The following is a 2,718-nucleotide window of genomic DNA, read 5'->3' on the forward strand; positions in this document are numbered from 1 at the left end:
GGTGCGGGACGTGGAGGACGGCCGGGAGACCGACATCCAGGCCGGGGTGGTGGTCAACTGCACGGGGGTGTGGACCGACGAACTGCAGCGGTTGTCCGGCAGTCGCGGCCGGTTCCGGGTGCGGGCCAGCAAGGGCGTGCACGTGGTGGTGCCGAGGGACCGGATCGTGGCGGAAACAGGGGTGATCCTGCGCACCGAGAAGTCGGTCCTGTTCGTCATCCCGTGGCGCAATCACTGGATCGTGGGGACCACCGACACCGACTGGAACCTCGATCTCGCGCATCCCGCGGCGACGAGGAACGACATCGACTACATCCTGGGGCACGTGAACAAGGTGCTCGCCACCCCGTTGACGCACGACGACATCGAGGGCGTCTACGCCGGTCTGCGGCCGCTGCTGGCGGGGGAGAGCGAGGAGACCTCCAAGCTGTCCCGCGAGCACGCCGTGGCGCGGGTGGCGCCGGGACTGGTGGCCATCGCAGGCGGCAAGTACACGACCTACCGGGTGATGGCCAGGGACGCGGTCGACGCGGCGGTGGTGGACCTGCCGGGCCGCCCGCCGTCGTCGATCACCGACAAGGTGCCGTTGCTCGGTGCCGACGGCTACCACGCGCTGGTGAACCAGGCCGATCACCTGGCGATGCAGCACGGGCTGCATCCCTACCGGGTGAGGCATCTGCTGGACCGTTACGGCTCGCTCGTGCACGAGGTGCTCCAGGCGGCCGAGGGGCGGCCGGAGTTGTTGCGGCCGCTGGAGCATGCGCCGGACTACCTCGCCGCGGAGGCGGTGTACGCGGCGAGCCACGAGGGGGCGCTGCATCTGGAGGACGTGCTGGCCCGTCGCACGAGGATCTCGATCGAATACCCCCATCGAGGGGTGGCCTGCGCGGAGCAGGTGGCGCGCCTCATGGGCGAGGTGCTCGGCTGGTCCGACCCGATGATCACCAGGGAGGTCGACGTCTACACGGCGCGGGTCGAGGCCGAGCGGGACTCCCAGGCGCAGCCGAGCGACGAAGCGGCGGACGCCCGGCGGTCCTCGGCGCCGGAGGCGCGGGCACGCCTGATCGAACCGGTGGGATAGCGCCGCTCCGGTTCAGTCCGGTTCAGCCCTGTCCGGTCTACTCGCCCGGTCCCTGCGCCGAGGCGCTCTGCAACGGTTCCCGCGTCCGCTCGTGGAGCACGACGGTGTCACCCGCGAGGAGTGCCTTCACCGTGATGCGGTTGCCGATCGGGTGCGACATGGGGGCGATCAGCAGAATCCGCTCGGGTTCGCCCGCGTGCGGCTCGATCGTGCGGGCCAGTTCCTCGTAGGTCTCGTCATAACGGACGGGCGCACCGTTCTCGACGGCGAACAGCGTTTCGACCTTGCCGGGCATCACGATGTCGGCGTGGCTGGTCTTCGCGCCGTTTCCGGCGAGCAGAAGCGGGCCGTCCGGATCGGAGGAGAGCACGTGGTCGGCCTGGAGATCGTCGAGTGGCATGCCGTTTTCGACATGGATCACACGGGCGCCACGCAACTGCGCGGCAATCTGCAGAAGAATTGTTTCCGGCATGTTTCCGCCGGTGATTGCGACCGTTTGTCCCGGGGAAATCCCCTCGCTTTTCAGCGTCGCATGCAGTCGTCGCAATGTGTCAAAGGTCTCCCGGTAGCTCATCGACCGGCTACGGTGGGCAAAAGCGATTTTGTCGCCGCCATCACACAGCACGTCGAGGATGCGGGTCAGGAACAGGCTGGAGTCGCCCACGTTTCCCCCGTTCGGCGCTGAATCAGGTATCCGACTCCAGATCATCACAACATCCGGGAATGTGAAAGGAATTGTGTCACCCGGCACAGCCGGGTCGGAAAGGCTCCCGATGTCCGACTCGCGCATGGTTTGCCCCGGTGGTCCAGTCCTTCCGCCGAACGCCTGTGGTGGTGCGCTCGGCGAGCGCGTCACCATCGTCTACACCGAGATGAACGGCATGCTGATTTCCGGTGAAATCTCCTCGCGGAGGTTCCGACGCGAAGTTCGGGAGGGCGATGCCGTCCGCCGCGGTGGATGGTTCAGGACGCCGTGCGGATCCACCGGACGAGCCGTTCACCCAGTTGGTTCGGATCTTCCCCGAAACCCACCCTGGTGAAGCCGCAGCGCCGGGCCACGGCCGCCGAGGCGTGGTTGTCGGGATGGTGCCGGTAGGCGATCTCGTTGAGGCCCAGGGCGCCGAAACCGAAGCGCACCGCGGCGTCGACCGCGGTCGGGGCGATGCCCCGGCCGCGCTGCTTCGGGTGGACCCACAACGCGATCTCGGCCGTGCCCGCCGCGAGATCGAGGCTCTTGAGCCCGACCTCGCCGAGCAGGGCGCCGGTGGTGGGCTCGGCGATGGCCCAGGAACACCGGTCGTCGGCGTACCACTCGGCGGCCCGCTGCGCCACGTACCGGCCGGCCTCGGCGCGATTGCGCACGTTGTAGTTCAGGATGTAGCGGGAGTGCTCGGGGTCGGCGAAGGCCTCCACGAGTGCGGGCCGGTCGTCGAGGAGGTCGTCGGCGCGCAACTGCCGCAGGTAGTACTCCCCGGCGTTGATCTCGATGGGTTCCATCACTACCGGGACCTCGAACCGAGGACCAGTGCGACCGCGGCGGGCAGCAGGAACACCAGCCAGATACCCCGGGCCACGGTGAAGAACAGCAGCACCGCGATGATCGCCGCGATCGGGACGGCACCGGCGGAGAACCGGCG

Annotated in this window: 3 protein-coding genes; 1 reads left to right on the top strand and 2 read right to left on the bottom strand. The window is 68.4% G+C overall.

Features of this window, described 5'->3' with window-relative positions; all coding sequences use genetic code 11:
* Positions 1-1,081: glycerol-3-phosphate dehydrogenase/oxidase (locus FNH05_RS35830; RefSeq protein ID WP_144593278.1), on the top strand; the 1,081-nt coding region annotated here is incomplete at its 5' end.
* A 37-nt stretch (positions 1,082-1,118) separates the two neighbouring features.
* Here the strand turns inward: FNH05_RS35830 and FNH05_RS35835 are convergent.
* Complete coding sequence (locus tag FNH05_RS35835) at positions 1,119-1,745, bottom strand: AMP-binding protein (RefSeq protein ID WP_186382912.1); 627 nt, start codon at positions 1,743-1,745, stop codon at positions 1,119-1,121.
* A 299-nt stretch (positions 1,746-2,044) separates the two neighbouring features.
* Positions 2,045-2,578, bottom strand: coding sequence for a GNAT family N-acetyltransferase (locus FNH05_RS35840; protein WP_144593280.1), 534 nt, complete (start codon positions 2,576-2,578; stop codon positions 2,045-2,047).
* Positions 2,579-2,718: the final 140 nt, after the last annotated feature.

Source organism: Amycolatopsis rhizosphaerae, assembly GCF_007713715.1.
Taxonomy (GTDB): Bacteria; Actinomycetota; Actinomycetes; order Mycobacteriales; family Pseudonocardiaceae; genus Amycolatopsis_E; species Amycolatopsis_E rhizosphaerae.

Coding starts and splice junctions, on each gene's coding strand:
- FNH05_RS35840 (WP_144593280.1), bottom strand. CDS start 2,578: ATGGAACCCATCGAGATCAACGCCGGGGAGTACTACCTGCGGCAGTTG.